Source organism: Streptomyces sp. NPDC058257 (assembly GCF_042881845.1).
GTDB lineage: Bacteria > Actinomycetota > Actinomycetes > Streptomycetales > Streptomycetaceae > Streptomyces.
In genome coordinates this window covers 354,175-369,931 of record NZ_JBHVXJ010000004.1, presented here as the reverse complement: position 1 = coordinate 369,931, position 15,757 = coordinate 354,175, and the positions used below count along the sequence as shown (strand labels likewise).

13 protein-coding genes are annotated in these 15,757 nt (G+C 71.9%); 6 read left to right on the top strand and 7 right to left on the bottom strand.

From position 1 onward, the window contains the following. The first annotated feature begins 133 nt into the window (after positions 1–133). Positions 134–898, top strand: a complete 765-nt coding sequence (locus ACFVXC_RS14085; RefSeq protein WP_389905037.1) for an SIS domain-containing protein — start codon at positions 134–136, stop codon at positions 896–898. A gap of 259 nt (positions 899–1,157) precedes the next feature. On the opposite strand, the gene ACFVXC_RS14080 is transcribed toward ACFVXC_RS14085, so the two are convergent. The 4 genes from ACFVXC_RS14080 to ACFVXC_RS14065 form a co-directional block, all read right to left on the bottom strand. Further along, a complete protein-coding gene (locus tag ACFVXC_RS14080) occupies positions 1,158–2,540 on the bottom strand; it encodes a PAS domain-containing protein (RefSeq protein WP_389905035.1) in 1,383 nt (460 codons plus the stop codon). A 475-nt stretch (positions 2,541–3,015) separates the two neighbouring features. Then, positions 3,016–4,620: a transporter gene (locus ACFVXC_RS14075; protein ID WP_389905033.1), complete on the bottom strand. Its 1,605-nt coding sequence runs from the start codon at positions 4,618–4,620 to the stop codon at positions 3,016–3,018. After that, positions 4,617–5,408 carry an ABC transporter ATP-binding protein gene (locus tag ACFVXC_RS14070; RefSeq protein ID WP_389905032.1) on the bottom strand — a complete coding sequence of 264 codons (792 nt, stop codon included), beginning with the start codon at positions 5,406–5,408 and terminating at the stop codon, positions 4,617–4,619. The genes ACFVXC_RS14075 and ACFVXC_RS14070 overlap by 4 nt, the downstream gene beginning before the upstream one ends. Positions 5,409–5,547: 139 nt before the next feature. Beyond that, positions 5,548–6,195 carry a bifunctional DNA primase/polymerase gene (locus tag ACFVXC_RS14065; RefSeq protein ID WP_389905029.1) on the bottom strand — a complete coding sequence of 216 codons (648 nt, stop codon included), beginning with the start codon at positions 6,193–6,195 and terminating at the stop codon, positions 5,548–5,550. A gap of 310 nt (positions 6,196–6,505) precedes the next feature. Between ACFVXC_RS14065 and ACFVXC_RS14060 the strand changes: the two genes are divergently transcribed. Next, complete coding sequence (locus tag ACFVXC_RS14060; RefSeq protein WP_389905027.1) at positions 6,506–7,894, top strand: transcriptional regulator; 1,389 nt, start codon at positions 6,506–6,508, stop codon at positions 7,892–7,894. 327 nt (positions 7,895–8,221) lie between these two features. Continuing rightward, positions 8,222–10,147, top strand: a complete 1,926-nt coding sequence (locus ACFVXC_RS14055) for a hypothetical protein (protein ID WP_389905025.1) — start codon at positions 8,222–8,224, stop codon at positions 10,145–10,147. A 42-nt stretch (positions 10,148–10,189) separates the two neighbouring features. Here the strand turns inward: ACFVXC_RS14055 and ACFVXC_RS14050 are convergent, their stop codons facing one another. Then, positions 10,190–11,458, bottom strand: coding sequence for an ABC transporter substrate-binding protein (locus tag ACFVXC_RS14050; protein WP_389905306.1), 1,269 nt, complete (start codon positions 11,456–11,458; stop codon positions 10,190–10,192). Between the two features lie 117 nt (positions 11,459–11,575). Here ACFVXC_RS14050 and ACFVXC_RS14045 point away from each other — a divergent pair, with 117 nt between their 5' ends. Both ACFVXC_RS14045 and purU read left to right on the top strand, forming a co-directional pair. Beyond that, a complete protein-coding gene (locus ACFVXC_RS14045; RefSeq protein ID WP_389905023.1) occupies positions 11,576–12,079 on the top strand; it encodes a hypothetical protein in 504 nt (167 codons plus the stop codon). Between the two features lie 79 nt (positions 12,080–12,158). After that, on the top strand, positions 12,159–13,043 hold the full coding sequence (gene purU / locus ACFVXC_RS14040) for a formyltetrahydrofolate deformylase (protein ID WP_389905021.1): 885 nt from the start codon (positions 12,159–12,161) through the stop codon (positions 13,041–13,043). Positions 13,044–13,123: 80 nt separating this feature from the next. On the opposite strand, the gene ACFVXC_RS14035 is transcribed toward purU, so the two are convergent. Both ACFVXC_RS14035 and ACFVXC_RS14030 read right to left on the bottom strand, forming a co-directional pair. Continuing rightward, positions 13,124–14,452 carry an MDMPI N domain containing protein gene (locus ACFVXC_RS14035; RefSeq protein ID WP_389905019.1) on the bottom strand — a complete coding sequence of 443 codons (1,329 nt, stop codon included), beginning with the start codon at positions 14,450–14,452 and terminating at the stop codon, positions 13,124–13,126. Next, on the bottom strand, positions 14,449–15,048 hold the full coding sequence (locus ACFVXC_RS14030) for a sigma-70 family RNA polymerase sigma factor (RefSeq protein WP_389905016.1): 600 nt from the start codon (positions 15,046–15,048) through the stop codon (positions 14,449–14,451). Before ACFVXC_RS14030 ends, ACFVXC_RS14035 begins: the two co-directional genes overlap by 4 nt. Before the next feature lie 285 nt (positions 15,049–15,333). Here ACFVXC_RS14030 and ACFVXC_RS14025 point away from each other — a divergent pair, with 285 nt between their 5' ends. After that, the gene (locus tag ACFVXC_RS14025) at positions 15,334–15,708 is read left to right on the top strand and encodes an STAS domain-containing protein (protein ID WP_383271439.1); all 375 of its coding nucleotides are present in this window, start codon (positions 15,334–15,336) and stop codon (positions 15,706–15,708) included. Positions 15,709–15,757 lie beyond the last annotated feature (49 nt).

Genomic DNA, 15,757 nt, shown 5'->3' with positions numbered 1-15,757 from the left:
CTTGACGGGGTGCTCGGGCCGTATTGACAGGGCACTGGTCCAGACCGCAACGTGAGCCGCGGCACACGGGAAACACGTGCAGAACATACGTACAAAACATACGTACTACGTACCCCGAAAGGTTCCTCGACGCATGGGCTCGAAGAGCGAGAGCAAGCTGGCCGGTCAGTACATCGACGCCGCGATCGGCCTGCTCGGGCGGGTGCGCGACGAGGAGGGCGGGAACGTCGACGCGGCGGCCGCGCTGCTCGCCGACGCGGTCGAGACGGGCAACAGGCTCTTCGCCTTCGGAGCCGGGCACTCCTCGCTCGCCGCCCAGGACGTCGTCTACCGCGCCGGCGGCCTCGCCCTGATGAACCTCCTCGCCGTCCCCGGCGTCGTCGGGATCGACGTCATGCCCGCCACGCTCGGCTCCGCCCTGGAGCGGGTGGACGGGCTCGCGGGCGCCGTCCTGGACTCCTCGCCGGTCCGCCCCGGCGACGTACTCGTGATCATCTCGCTCTCCGGACGGAACTCGCTGCCCGTGGAGATGGCGATGAACGCCCGCGCGCTCGGCCTGAAGGTCATCGGGGTGACGTCGGTGGCGTACGCGACGGAGACGAAGTCGCGGCACGTGTCCGGAACCTTCCTCAAGGACCACTGCGACGTCGTGATCGACTCCAAGATCGCCCTCGGTGACGCGGAGCTCAGCCTCGAAACGGTCGACGCGCCCTTCGGACCCGCCTCCAGCGTGGTCACCAACGCGATCATGCAGGCCGTGGTGGCGACGGCCGTCGAGCAGCTCGCCGCGCGGGGCGTCGAGCCGCCGTTGCTGCGGTCGGGGAACGTGGACGGCGGCCACGAGTGGAACGGACGCGTGTTCGCCGAGTACGGCGACCGGATCTTCTACCGCCGCTGAGGCCCGTGTGGCACGTCCGGGCCCATGGGGAAGGGCACCCGGACGCTGAACCCTCCCCCTCCTCGTTCGTCTCCGCGATCGCGGAGACGATGGACAGGCCGAGGGCCCGCGCGCGCCCTCCCCGCGCGCGTGCGTACGCTCCCGCAGGCGCCGGAACGGCTCGAAGAGGTGCGGGACGGTCTCCGGCGGGACGACGGGCCCGGTGTTGACGACCTTCCCCCGCACGACCTCCCCCCGCACGACCTCCCCCCGCACGGGCTCACCCCGTGCCCAGCACGTCCGCCAGATCGAGCGAAGCCGCGACCCTCGCCGAGACGCTCTCCGCATACGCCGCGTCCGCGCGTTCGAACTGGGTGCGGCTCGCGCCCCGGAGGAACGTCACCACGCCCAGCGTCCGCCCCCGGCTGCGCAGCACCGTGCACAGCGCGTGGACGGAGTCCTCCGGCCACTGCCTGGCCGCCGCCCACTCCCGGGCACGCTCGGGCGGCGCGGTACCGGCGCTGGCCCGTACCGAACCCATCCGGTCCACGCACTGCGGGGCCGGATGGCCCTCCAGATAGCGGACCGGCAGGCCCGCCTTGGCCACCGGCAGACACGGCCCCGGAGCGCCCGCGGGCGTGGCGGCGACGCGGACCAGCCGCACAGGCTCCTCGGCCGCCGTACGGGAGGCCACCAGGTCGATCAGCGCGTGGTCGGCGAACCCGGCGAGGGCGAAGTCCAGCTGGACCGTCGCCGCCTCCGTCGGATCCTCGCACTCACCCGCGGCACGCGAGGCCCGGTGCAACTGCTGCGAACGGAAGCGCAGTTGCGCCGCCTCCTGCTCCGTCTGCTTGGCCTCCGTGACGTCCAGGAAGAGCCAGCCGACCCCCAGCGGCACGGGCTCCTCCGCGAGCGGCGACGCGAGCCGCAGGAAGCCGCTGCGCCAGCAACGCCGCTCCGGCTCGCCGCTCTCCGTGGCCCGCACCGAGACCCACATCTCGGCGGGCGCGGGCGGCGCCCCCTCGGCGAGCACGTGGCTCAGCGCGCTCTCCAGCTCCTCCACGCCCTGCCCGAGCAACTCCCCGAGGGGCCGCCCCAGCAGGGCCGTACGCCCCATTCCCAGGGCCTGGGCGGCATGTTCGTTCGCCACGGCGGGACGCAGATCGGCGTCGACGAGCACGACGCCCCAGGACGCGTTCTCTAACAGGGCCTCGCTCAGCGCGATGGACCGCTCCAGGTCGATCTGCGCATGGACCTCGCTGAAGGCGCAGTACACCCCGGCGGGTTTGCCGTCCCCGCCCCGCACGGCTGCGGACTGGGTCCGCACGAGCACCCGTCCGCCGTCCTTCGTCAGGAGCGCGAACTCGTGCACCTGCCGCCCGTGCGCGTCCATCGCCGACAGGAGCCGCCCCTCGACCTCCTCGGCGTCGGCGGTCCGCACCGCCCACCCCGCGAATCCCTGCCGCCCGACGGCCTCCGCCGCCGACCACCCGAGGATCCGCTCGGCCTCACGATTCCAGTGCGTCACCACTCCGTCGGCATCGAACGCGCACAACGCGGCGTCCATCCCGTCGAGCAGTGCCGCAAGCAGTTCGGCCCCACCGGGCCCGGGATCTTCGGGCCCCAGCTCGTCGGTGGTCCCACTACGCCGGGAAGCACTCACCTGGCACCCCCTGCAGGCCGTGTCCTCATGAGCTGCATGTTCTGCGACTTTCGCATGTACCGCACGTCAGATCATTGAACTCGAACGTGACGCAGCCCACAGGTACTTCCCGGAAGTTCGACGAAATCGTTGCCCCGCGTGAACGTCCCGGGACGGCTCGATGTTCCTCGCGAGGCCTGCTCAAAAAGAGGTTGAGCCGAGCCGGTCGGGTTCCTAGGCTGTAGTCATCACGGAGAGGAGGTGGTTCGGCAGATGTATGGAAACCGGACGCGTGAGGTGACTGCGGGCTAGTGGCCCGTCGTCGCAACTCGATTTCGGCGCCGGACCAGCACGTGTGATGTGCGTGCGGCCGGCCCAATCCCAAGCAGTCACCCGACCCGCGAGCCGCCGGTGAGTCCGGCCGGCTTCCCGCCGTCTCGTACGGCGGGGACCACGGCTCGCGGGTCGTCTGCGTTCCCTGCGGGCGCAGGGACTCTCAGCCCCTGCTGACCGCCGTCAGGATCTCCGGCAGCCGCCGCGCCACCCTCGGCGCCGCGAGCCGTACGCCGAAGTACGTGATCACCGCTCCGTAGACCCCGCCCAGCGGGAGCAGCAGCCAGGTCCAGGAGTCCGCGCCCGATACGTGCAGCCAGATGGTGAAGGCGATGACCGGGGCGCAGAGCAGGGCCGCGGCGACCATTCCGCCGAAGATCGAGATCCAGGCCAGGCCCGCCTGTCCGGGGGCCACGTTCTTGTAGCCCTCCTGCGGGATCGAATAGGGGAAGCGGGCCGATGTCCACGCGCCCGTCGCCAGCATCGCGCCGAGCAGGGCGAAGGAGAGGCCGAGCGCCTCCGGCAGGCCGGTCCAGTCGCCGAGGACGGCCGCCGTGATGACCGTCACCAGGGTCGCGTACGGAACGGTGATCACCATCAGTGCCAGTGCGCGGGCACGCAGTTCGATGTACGCGTCGTACGTCGACGAGATCGCCGTCGCGACCATCCAGAACGCCGATGTGTCCTGGCCGAACTGGTTGTACATCAGGACGCCGAGCATCCCGGCCGCGAAGCACGCGAAGTAGATCGATCCCGTGCCCTGCATGGCGTTGAAGAGCGGCACGATGAGCCCGATGGCCAGGGACGTCACCCAGGCCGCCTTCGTCTTCGGGTCGCGCCACACATAGCGCAGGCTGCGCTCCATGACCGTGCCGGTGCGTCCGCCGGGCAGCAGCCCGCCCGGGCCGCGCGACGCGCGGGCCTTGGTGGGTTCCGCCGCCGCGAGCGTCGAGCCGTCGGGGGTCGTCATGAGGTGGGTGAGGCTGCGCTGCCAGAGGGCCAGCAGGGCGGCGAGAGCGGCGGCGCTCAGGGCCAGTTGCGCGATCCCCGCCGCGTACGAGGCCTCGCTCACCGAGTCGACGGCGCCGATCGCCGACGCGGGCGGGATCCAGCGGACGACGTCCGCCGTCGGTTCGAGCTGCGAGAGCCCCGAGGAACCGAGCCGCTGCGCCCCGAAGTTGACGAGCTGCGCGCCGATCGCGATGACCAGGCCGCTCAGAACGGCCAGATCACGCCCCTTGCGGCTGGTCAGGAGGCGGATGTTGGCGGCGGCGACGGTGCGCGCGAGGGCCACGCAGATGAGCAGCGTAAGGGCGATGGCCAGGACCGCGGTGACGGCCGCCGCCGCACCGTGCGCGAGGGAGACGACCGCGCCGAGAGCGAGGCAGAGCGTGAAGAGCGGGCCGATGCCCACCAGGGACGCCACGAGGAGCGCGCGCACCAGTGGCCGCGGGCGCAGCGGCAGCATCACCAGGCGGGTGGGGTCGAGGGTCTCGTCGCCGCTGGGGAAGAACAGCGGCATCACCGCCCAGCCGAGCGCGAGTACCGCGGTGAGCAGGACGGAGACGGTGGCGGCGTGTTCGTTGCCGCGCAGGGCGATCAGGCCGAGGAGCTGGAGCGCGGCGACGAGGAGCGCCGCGACGACGGACGCGATGTAGGCGGCGCGGCGTCCTGACGACTGGTGCAGGCCGTTGCGCAGGAGCGAGAGCTTGAGACGTACGAAGACGGGGGTGATGGAGGGCGCGGACGTCGCCGTCGGCGCGCTCATCGGGTGCCGCCGCCCAGCCAGTCGAGGTGCGAGCCGCTGTCGCGGCCGTTGGCGCCGACCAGTTCCAGGAACGCCTCCTGGAGCGAGGGGGCCGCGCCGCGCACCTCGGCGAGGGTGCCCTGGGCGCGGATCCGTCCCGCCGCCATCACGGCGACCCAGTCGCAGAGCGATTCGACGAGTTCCATGACGTGCGAGGAGAAGACGACGGTGGCGCCGGATGCGGTGTAGCGCTCCAGGACGCCGCGGATGATCTGCGCGGACACCGGGTCGACGCCCTCGAAGGGCTCGTCGAGGAAGAGGACTTCGGGGTTGTGGAGCAGGGCCGCGGCGAGGCCGATCTTCTTCCGCATGCCCGTCGAGTAGTCGACGACCAGTTTGTGCTGGGCGCCCGCGAGGTCGAGCACGTCAAGGAGCTGGGCCGCCCTCTTGTCGACCTCGTCGCCGGGGAGCCCGCGCAGCCGCCCGGTGTACGCGAGGAGTTCACGCCCCGAGAGGCGCTCGAAGAGACGCAGCCCTTCGGGCAGGACGCCGATGCGGGCCTTGACCTGAACCGGGTCGGCCCACACGTCGTGGCCCACGACCTCCACGGTGCCCTGATCCGGGCGGAGGAGCCCGGTCACCATGGAGAGGGTGGTGGTCTTCCCGGCGCCGTTCGGGCCGACGAGGCCGATGAACTTGCCCGCGGGCAGGGTGAGATCGATCCCGGCGACGGCGACCTGTTGGCCGAAGGCCTTCCACAGTCCTTGTACCCGTACCGCCGATGGTGCTGCCGATGCTGGCTCGCTCACCGTGTCCGCCCTTCGTCGCCGCTGGATTCGCACGATACGTCCTGCGCACCGCCGATCACCGGCTCCGCCGAGCTCCCTCGAACTCCCTCGAACTCCGCCAGGCTCTTGAAGAGCAGGCGCAGCCCGCGCAGGTCCGCCCCTACCTACGCGCCTCCCGACCGCACGCGTACGCCAATGGCGAGATGATCTCCTCCGCGTCGGGCAGCCACCGGTTCGCCGCGGTGGGGCGGCACGCCCACTGCACCGCTCCCGTCGCGCCGAAGCGGGTCGGCGGCGCGGCCACGTACGCCCCCTCGCCAAGGGCGACGCAGTCGATCGCGGCCGGCGGCCACCCGAGCTTGCGTACGAGGTCGGGCACCTTCGCGGCGGCTCCGGGGAGGACGAAGAACTGCATCCGGCGGTCCGGTGTGCAGGTCACGGGGCCGAGCGTCAGCTCCATGCGCTCCATGCGGGCAAGGGCGAGGAACCCGGCCGTCTCGGGTACGTCGATCGCGTCGAACGTGCGGCCTGTCGGCAGCAGGATCGAGGACTTCGGCTGCTTGGTCCACAGCCGCCTGGCCGCGGTCGCGCTCCCCGTCGCCTGCGTCGCCCAGTCCTCGCGCGCCGGGTGCGAACCGGGCGTCGTGCACGCGGCGTCACCGCACGAGCAGATTTCGGCCCCTTCGACGGACTCGAGCCATGTCCCGGGGAACACGTCCCAGTGGCGCTCTTCCGCGTATCGCACGGCCGTGTCCAGCAAGGATTCTCCGCGCTGCTTCGGGATGTGCGCGGCTGACGTGACTCCCATGGTCTCTTCCACGGACTTCTCAACTCCGCCCGACACCTACGGTTACGGCCGTCGCGTGCGCGGGGGCGGAGCATCGATCCTGCATGTGGGGCGCATGGGTGCACGGGCGGGGGCGCGCATGGGGAATGGGTTCCATGTGCGGGTAGCCAAGACTGGGGCACTCCGAAGAAGCAGCGCAGTTACCGACTTATGGTCCGTTTGTGGTGCATCTTCCGTTTGTTCCAAGGGCATTGATCATCTGGGGTGGCTGATTCCGGCCTCTCCGTCCAGTCCGTCCAGATGAACCACGGTGCACATCAGGGGGTACGCCATGGCCGCAAGGCCGCTCGTCGCGCGGCAGCCCAATGAAAGGCTGCAGGCACTCATTCAGGAAGCGGGTTGCTCGAACGCGGGCCTGGCCCGTCGGGTCAACATGTGCGGCGCGGAGCACGGACTCGATCTGCGCTACGACAAGACGTCGGTCGCCCGGTGGCTGCGGGGTCAGCAGCCGCGCGGCAGGGCGCCCGGCATCATCGCGGAGGCGCTCGGCCGCAAGCTGGGCCGGACCGTCACGATCGACGAGATCGGCATGGCGAACGGCAAGAACCTCGCGTCCGGCGTCGGTCTGCAGTTCTCGCCCACCGTGCTCGGCGCCATCGAGCAGGTCTGCGAGCTGTGGCGCAGCGACGTGGGGCGGCGGGACTTCCTGTCCGGTTCGTCCGTCGCCGCGTCCGCGCTCGTCGAGCCGAGCCGCGACTGGCTGATCTCGTCCCCGGACGCGCAGGTCGGGCGGATGGCGGGGCCGCGGGTCGGGCTCTCCGACGTGGCGGCGGTGCGGGCCATGACGGAGGCGCTGACGAAGCTCGACCACCAGTACGGCAGCGGGCATGTGCGGCCGGTCGTCGTGCACTATCTGAACAGCGTGGTGTCGGGGCTGCTCGCCGGTTCGTACCGCGAGTCCGTGGGGCGCGAACTGTTCGCCGCCGTCGCGCGGTTGACGGAACTCGCCGGGTACATGGCGGTGGACACGGGCCAGCCGGGTCTGGCCCAGCGCTACTACATCCAGGCGCTGCGGCTCGCACAGGCGGCGGGCGACCGGGGGTACGGCGGGTACGTGCTCGCCGCCTCCATGAGCCATCTCGCGGCCCAGCTCGGCAACCCGCGGGAGATCGCGCAGTTGGCGCGGGCGGCCCAGGAGGGGACGCGCGGGCGGGTCACCCCGCGTGCGGAGGCCATGTTCTACGCCGCCGAGGCAAGGGGGCACGCGCTGCTCGGGGACGGACGGTCGACGCAGGTGGTCGCGGGCCATGCGGTCGAGGCGATGGACCGGGCGTCGGGGGAGGCGGAATCGGGCGACGACCCCGTGTGGATCCGGCACTTCGACCATGCGTATCTGGCCGATGAACTGGCTCATTGTCACCGTGACCTGGGGCAGGCGGACGCGGCGGCGCGCAGCGCGGAGGAGTCCCTCGCGGGGCATCCCGAGACGCGGGCGCGGCGGCGGGCGATCGGCCTCGTCCTGCTCGCCACCGCGCAGGTGCAGCGGCGGGACATCGAGCAGGCCTGCCACACGGGCCTGAAGGCGGTCGAACTCCTCGGCACACTGCGGTCGAACCGGGGCGCGGAGTACCTGGAGGACTTCCAGGACCGGCTCGCGCCGTACCAGGAGGAGCCGGTGGTCAGGGAGTTCGGGGCGCGCGTGGACATCCAGGCGGCGTGAAGGGGCGCGGAGGCGGGCGCGGGGCGGAACGCGGGACCGGCACGGGATCGGGTACGGGAGCGGGCACGGGATCGGGTGCGTGAAGAATTTGTGATGTGTGTCGCGCATCGGTGAACGTGGCCCGTCCCTGCCCTTTTCGCACCGTGAATGTCCAACACCCGTACGCGATCGCCCCTTCGTGGCGACATAACCAGCGTTTCGCGGAGAGCTTTTGTTACTTCTGCGATTAAAGCGGCGACGGAGGTTTGAGCTGCGTGGCAGACGGCTGTGGGGACCCGGTAGCGTGAGCCGACGGTTCCGTAGGTTCCCCCATACGTAGGAGTCCCGGTGACGCAGCAGAGCGGGCATGGCGCCGCTTCCTCCGATCCGCACCCCGCGGACCGGCACGCGCACGAAGGCATCGTGCTGCCTGCCGACGGAAGCGAGCCGTTGATGCCCGGCACCACCGGCGACCAGGTGGCCCCTCCCGGCGGCAGCCCCTGGGGCCAGCCGTGGGGCCCGGCCCCGGCGGACCCGCCGCCCGGCTCCGGCCAGGCGTGGGACTCCCCGGCCGGCCAGCAGCAGTCGTACGGCGCGGGCACCCCGCTGCCCGCCGAGGGCACGCGGCACCAGGGCTACCCGCAGGGCCCTTCCTACGGGGGCCAGCAGTCTTACGGCGGCCATCCCCCGGAGGCTGCGGGCTCTTCGGGCGCCTCCTACGGAGGCGAGCCCTCGGGCGCCCCGTACGGCGGCCAGGCGCAGGGCGCCGGGTACGGCGGACAGCCCCAGGGCGGGCCGTACGCGGGCCACGCTCAGGGCGGCCAGCACGCGGGCCAGCACGCGGGTCAGCACGCCGCCCAAGGGCCTTACGCGGGGCCGGGCGCGGGCGGGGCGCACGCGGGGCAGCAGGCAGGCGGCGCGCACGCGAGACAGCCGGTGGGCGGGGCCCACGCGGGGCAGCCCGCCGACGCCGCGTACCCCGGGCAGCCGGGGCACGCGATTTCCCCGGCCGGTCAGGCAGGTCAGCTTCCGCCCGCGGTCCAGGCCGGGCAGCTTCCCCCGGGCGGCTCGCGCGCGAGCGCGCCGCTTCCGCCCGTCGCGGGAGGCATCGCGCCGCTTCCGCCCGCCGCCCCGGGTGACGCGGACGCCACGCAGTACATACCCGCGATGCCCGGCAACGGCGCAGGGGTCGACGAAGGCGCCACGCAGTACATACCTCCGGTGGCCCCCGGCGCCCTGCCGCCCGAGGCACCCGCCCCGGACGCCACGCGGTTCCTGGGACACGGACCCGTGCCGGGCGCGCCCCTGCCCCCGGCGGCCGGTTCCGACAGCGAGCCCACGCAGTACATACCCCCCGTGCCTGCCGAGCCCGGCAAGGCGCCCTTCGGGATACGGCCGGGCGCCCCGGGCGACCGGCAGCCGCCCGCCGAGTTCGACAGCCTCTTCCGCACCGAGCAGCCGGAGCCCGAAGGCCCCGCGTCGACCCAGCAGATGCCCCGCTTCGAGCCGCCGCAGCTCGCAGGCCAGGGCCAGGCCCAGGGTCAGTTCCAGGCGCAGGGCCAGTTCCAGGCCCAGGCGCACGGCGACGGCGGAGGCGGCGGCCGTGCCGCGCGCCGAGCCGCCGCCGCTCCCGCGTCGCGCGGCGGGGGCCGCACCGGCTCGAAGGTGCCGCTCTTCGCGGCCATCGGTGTCGCCATCGCGCTGATCGGCGTCGGAGCGGGCGCCCTCCTCAGCGGCGGCGGTGACGAGGAGAAGGACAGCCCCAAGACCGTCTCAGAGTCCGCGCCGTCCGACGGGAAACCCTCGCCCTCCGTCGACCCGGCCAAGGAGCAGGCCGTCGCCCTCGACAAGCTCCTCGCCGACAGCAACAACAGCCGCGACTCGGTGATCGCCGCCGTACGCAACGTAGGAAAGTGCGACAACCTCGGTCAGTCGGCCACCGATCTGCGCAACGCGGCCAAGCAGCGCAACGGCCTGGTCACGCGCCTTTCGCAGCTCTCCGTGGACAAGCTCCCGGCCAACGCGCAGCTGACCGCGTCCCTCACCAAGGCCTGGAAGGCGTCAGCCGCGGCCGACAACCACTACGCCGCGTGGGCGGGCCAGGTCGCGGGCAAGAAGGGCTGCAGGAAGGGCCACGCCCGCGGGACGGCGCAGGCGGTCGCCGGGAACAAGTCGAGCGGCGAGGCGACCACGGCCAAGCAGGAGGCGGCCGGGCTGTGGAACGCCATCGCCGAGCAGCACGGGCTCACCACGCGCGACAAGTCGCAGCTGTAGGACGCGCCTCGGTTCACCCGTGGTGCGGGCGCCTGGAGCGGGTCACTTCACCCGCTCCAGGGTCTTCGAGACGTTCACGAAGCCCTTGCGCGCGGGCACCAGGCGGCCGTCCCGCACCTCCTGGAACGTGACGTCGGCGTTGATCAGGCGCGGGAAGTCGCTGGCCGCGAGCATGTCCTTGAAGCGCCAGCGCAAGGTGGGCGTGAGACCGCCCGTCTCGACCTTGAGCCCCCGGTCGAGGGCCCGCCGCAGCGTCCGTGAGGAGACCTCGCCGCCGTCGAGCGACTCGACGGCCTTCTTCAGGACGGTGTACGCGATCCACGTCGTCTGCACGCCCGCGTCCGTCGGATCGACCCGGTTGTCGCCGAACGCCTGCTGACGGATGGCCCCGCGCATCTCGTCCCAGCGGGGATCGCTCGCCGCCGGGTACCAGCTGGTGACGTAGGCGCCCTCGTACGGTCCCTCGCCGCCGCCCGTGCGGTCGATGAGGGACTGGTCGACGCTGCCGAGGACGGAGGAGATCTTGGTGGTCGGGTACGCGTCCCGGGTGCGCCGGTAGGAGTCGTAGAACGTGTCCGTGCGGGCGCCGAGCGCCGCCGTCACACAGCCGCCGGTGCCCGCGCGGTCCAGCGCCTGCTCGGCCTGGGCCGTGAAGTCGGTGCCGTCCTCGGGCGCCCGGATGTCGGATGAGGGCCTGCGGTGGCTCTCGGTGAGGCCCGCGTCCAGGAGCTTGTGGAGATCGTCGCCCGCGATGGTGTCGGGGCGTACGAGGGAGACGCGCTGGCAGCGCCCTGCGAGCTGCTTGCCGTTGCCCGCCATCAGTGCCGGTTCGCCGCCGTTGACGGGGTACGACAGGGGGCTGCTGAACTCCTCGTCGGTGACGCCGTATCCGCCGATGTAGGGGATGCCCGCGACCTGGAGGGGGGAGAGGAAGGACTGGCCGTGCTGGCTGTAGGAGCCGACGACGGCCGCGACCTCCTCGTCGACCGCCTTGCGGGCGCAGTCGGCGGCGCCCACCGGGTCGTTGTGGTCGTTGCAGGTGATGACCTTGAGTTGGTGGCCGTCGAGCCCGCCGTGCGCGTTGACCCAGCGCGCGTATGCCTGCGCCATCGCGGGGATGCCGGGTTTGTTGGTCGCCTTGGTCTTCTCGGGGGCCCAGGTCATGACGGTCACGGGGTCTTCCCTTGATCCCCCCGTGGAACCAGGGATGGCCCCGCACGCGGTGGTCAGGGACGCACACACCGCCACCAGGGCGGTGAGGGACGCGGTTTTGGAGGGGTGGGGGAGCAAGGTGCGTCGCGAGGCGGGCATGGTCATGCACGATTCCGCCGCAGCGCCAACCATGGAGTGACGCGCTCTCAACGCATGGTGACAAGAAGGTGAATGGCAGGGGCCGATTCGGCTGCACGAAAGGGGAACGTACGATCGATGACCGTGCAAGGTTCGGAGAACTCTTCCCGTCGCGGCAGTCGCTCAAGCACCATGGGCGGCATGCCAACGAACGACATGCCATGGTGGCGCTGGCGCAGCAACGTGCGCTCGGCGCTCCACATGCTCTCCGACCCGGGGTTCCAGCGTGAGTGCTGGCTCGCCGGGCGCGACGAGTACGGGGACGTGACCGACGCCGTATACCGCCTGGTCGAGGACACGTGGCTCGACAACTGGTCCGCCGAGAAGTACGTAGGGACGATCTTCCGCGACGCCGAGGAGGCGGCTCTCGTCGACGCGGCGGTGCTGCGAGTCCTGCGGATCATGCACGAGGTCGGGCCCGACGCGTTGGTGTCCGCCTATCTGGACCACCCGGGCTGGCCCGAGGCGGTCCGGGCGGCTCGGGAGGCGCATGTACGGCTCTCCGTGAGTGACGGGGAGGAGCCGGACGTGCAGCCTCGGACGCTGGAGGTCCTTCGGATCATGACGCGGACCGCGAGCTAGTCCCTCGCGTGCGGCGGCCCGGTCCCGGCCTCTGGAAGGGCGGACCGGACGGGTGCCCGGTTGTGGGAACCTTGGGCGCATGAACGAACCGTCCGTCGCCGCGTCCGCCGACCCCGCTGAGCAGTACGTCCTCACCCTCTCCTGCCCGGACAAGCAGGGCATCGTGCACGCCGTGTCGAGTTATCTCTTCATGACCGGGTGCAACATCGAGGACAGCCAGCAGTTCGGCGACCACGACACAGGTCTCTTCTTCATGCGCGTCCACTTCTCGGCCGAGCCGCCGGTGACGGTGGAGAAGCTGCGGGCGAGCTTCGCGGCGATCGGCGACTCCTTCCACATGGACTGGCAGCTGGGCCGCGCCGACGACAAGATGCGCATCGTGCTCCTCGTGTCGAAGTTCGGGCACTGCCTGAACGACCTGCTGTTCCGTTCGCGGATCGGCGCGCTGCCGGTCGAGATCGCCGCGGTCGTCTCCAACCACACGGACTTCGCCGAGCTGGTCGCGTCGTATGGCATCCCCTTCCACCACATCCCGGTGACCAAGGAGAACAAGGCGCGGGCCGAGGCGCAGATCCTGGAGGTCGTGCGCGGCGAGAACGTGGAGCTCGTCGTCCTCGCCCGCTACATGCAGGTGCTCTCGGACGACTTCTGCAAGCAGCTCAGCGGCCGGATCATCAACATCCACCACTCCTTCCTGCCGAGCTTCAAGGGTGCGAAGCCCTACCACCAGGCGCACGCGCGCGGTGTGAAGCTGATCGGCGCGACCGCGCACTATGTGACGGCGGACCTCGACGAGGGCCCGATCATCGAGCAGGAGGTCGAGCGGGTCGGCCACGACGTCACGCCGAACCAGCTGGTCGCGATCGGCCGCGACGTGGAGTGCCAGGCGCTCGCGCGGGCCGTGAAGTGGCATGCGGAGCGCAGGATCCTGCTGAACGGCCACCGCACGGTCGTCTTCGCCTAGCGACGGCTCTCCGTCTCTCCGTCAGGCCCTTCCCGTACGGCCACATACAGCTGTATGTAGCTACATACAGCCACATACAGCTACATACGACTCAATGACGCCGCCGCGAACAGTACGTCCTTGATCGCCCTGCGGTCTCCGTCCTGTCCCGCCGCCGCTTCCTGCGGAGACACGTGGCCCGCGGCGAGGCGGCAGAACTCGACGCCGTCCAGTGCGACATGGGCCACCTCACGGTCGGCCGACGCGTCGGCGCCGGGGGAGTCGAGCGGGATGAACCACTCGCCGCCGCCCAAGCCCTCGATCTCCAGGCGCAGGCTCCGGCCGGGAGCGCCCGCCGCCACCAGGCCTTGCGCCGGGTCGGCGAGCCCCGAGCGGCGGCGTTCGGCGAGGGTGCCGGGGAGCAGCCGGGCGGCGAGGTCGATCATGCGGTGCAGATGGCGCGGGGACGGCGGCTCGTAGGGATAGTCCACGGCGTCGGCGATGTCGCCCGCGTGGATCCAGCACTCGAAGGCGCGCTCCAGCATCGAGTCCCGCAGCGGCAGTTGGACGCGGCGGCCCTCGTCGTCCGGGGCGCTGTAGGGAACGGCGAGGCGGCCGGAGCCGGAGCCGTGCGCGCCGCCCGCCGTGAAGGACACCGTGCGGATCAGCTCGTGGGTCTGCTCGCGCCAGGGGCCGCGCACTGCGCGCGTGGGCGGGAAGTACGAAGCGCTCCAGTACGCCTCGGTGCGGCGGCTCGGGTCGAAGGGCGGTGTTCCCTCACCGCCGAGCGGGTCGTCGAGGCCGAGAGCGAGCGCGACCAGGCCGTCGACGGCGAGGAGATGCGCGATCACCCCGGCCACCGTCGTCCGGCGGCTGACCGGCCGGTCCTCGTCGAACCACCTGAGGTCCACCGGGGCGTGCCACTCCGATGCGCCGATGTCGCGCAGCAGCGCGTCGAGCCGCGCGGTCTCGGCGTCGTACGGCATGGCCCACTCGGGCACCGGGATGCGTGGCGGGCGTCGGCCGAGGCAGCTCTCGATGACGCGGTTGCGCAGGCTCGGGTCGAGGTCGAGGCTCTCCTCCCGGTGCAGCAGGCCCACCGCGTCGCGCAGCCGCAGGGCCTCCTCCGCGCAGGGCCCGCAGTGCCCCAGGTGCTCCTCGACGGCTATGGCCTCGTCGACCGAGCAGGCGGCGAGCGCCCAGGCCCCGAGGAGGGACTTCAGGACGCGGTGGTCGAGGGTGAGGGCGACGGGAGGGTCGGGCAAGGGGGCACCGGTGTCCTCTATGGAGGTGCGGGGCAGCGGTATGCGGGGCGGCCTGCGGGCGTCCTTCCGCTCGCCCCGGTCGGCCCGGTGCTCGGCACCGGCGTCGGCGCCGCTCTCGGGGCGGTCCGGGTCCTCGAACGGTTCCTGCCGGTCGGGGCCGTTCACAGCGCTCTCCCGAAACCGGGAGGCGAGCCCGGTGCGGGGTGCGGTTCCGCGGGGCCCGCCACGTCGTTCGCGGTGGAGAGCAGCTGAAGCCCGAGGCGCAGGCGCCGCCGCGCCTCGTCCTCCGTCACGCCGAGATCGGCCGCCGTCTGGCGGTAGTCGCGCCGCTGGAAGTAGGCGAGCTCCAGGGCGGCGCGCAGCGGTGCGGGCATGGCCGTGACGATGTAGTCCGCGCGGGCGGCGGCCGATGCGCGGCGCACCTTGCGCTCCAGGTCCTCCGCGGTGCCCTCGCCGCCGCGGGCCAGGGCGGCGGACTCGGTCTGGCGCAGCCGCCGGACGGCCCGCTGGTGGGTGAGCGTGGCGACCCAGGAGCGCAGGGGGCCCTGCTTGGGGTCGTACGCGTCGGGGTTCTCCCAGATGTGGGCGAAGACCTCGCGGGTGAGCCGGTCGGCGGCGTCCTCGTCGCCGAGCACGCGGTGGGCGAGGCCGTGCACGAGCGAGGCGAAGCGGTCGTACAGCTCGCCGAGCGCGGCTGCTTCCCCGTGCGCGAGCCGCTGCTGCATGCGGCGGTCCCAGCGACGCGGCGCGTCCTTCGCCATGCGGCCCCCTCGCGTGCCGTTCCTTGCCCGTGCAGGCAGCGCCTGCCCGCGCCGACGCCGTTCGAATCGATACCCTCCGTCGAATGTAGTCGCCACCACCGACAACGCACTCCCTTTGCGGCAAAGTGCGCCGCCGCACCGCCTCGGATGATAGGGAAAGACGTTCCTGGTGTTTCATGGAGAAGAGCGGGGGCAGCCGCGACGTACGCAGGAAGCGTAGGAAAGGCTTCCGCATAGGCGAGCAGAGCTACGAGCGAGCGGTATCAGCGAGCGAGAGGCGTGCGAGTGACGCTGCAGGTGGCGGTGGACGAGCAGGACGGCTGGGCCGTTCTGCGGGTGTCCGGCGAAATGGACCTGGTGACCTCGCCCATCGTGCGCCAGCGCGTGCACGACGCGGTGGCCGACGGCCGCCACAGCCTCGTCCTCGACCTCTCCGACGTCCTGTTCTGCGACTCCAGCGGCGTCGGCGTGCTGATAGCCACGCGCCGCCTGTTCCGCTCCTGTCAGGGCCGCCTGCGCCTGATCCTGCCCGCGAAGGGCGCCGAGGACGGCTCGCACGTGAACCGCGTCTTCGCGGCCCTCGGCGTACGCCGCCTCTTCGAGGTCTTCCCGGACGTGACGGCGGCGGTCGACGACGAGGCGATCCCGCTCTCCGCGTGACGCCGGTTCTCCGCGTGCCCCCCCGCTCGCCGCGTGACGCCGCCCGCCC